The sequence below is a fragment of the Paraburkholderia sp. SIMBA_053 genome, assembly GCF_046534895.1.
In the GTDB taxonomy this organism is placed as follows: Bacteria; Pseudomonadota; Gammaproteobacteria; order Burkholderiales; family Burkholderiaceae; genus Paraburkholderia; species Paraburkholderia caledonica.
Window position 1 is genome coordinate 1 of the sequence record NZ_JAWRXU010001952.1, and the last position, 228, is coordinate 228.

The 228-nt window shown below is 70.6% G+C and carries 1 pseudogene; it reads left to right on the plus strand.

The features are described from left to right. Nucleotides 1-228 (plus strand): annotated as a pseudogene (locus SB753_RS42360) (enoyl-CoA hydratase); the annotation flags it as partial.

The following is a 228-nucleotide window of genomic DNA, read 5'->3' on the forward strand; positions in this document are numbered from 1 at the left end:
CAACCTGATCGAGCCTATATTGATCGGACCCATCGCCCGGATCCGGTCGGCCGCCGAGGGCGCCGGCCTCGATCTGGCCGGGTTGGAGGTCCTCGACGTCGAGCACAGTCACCAGGCCGCGACGCGGGGGTGCGAACTGGCCGCGCGGGGCGAGGCGGCGGCGATCATGAAGGGCGCCCTGCACACCGATGAGTTGTTGGAGGCCGTAGTGGCGGCGCAGTCGGGGCT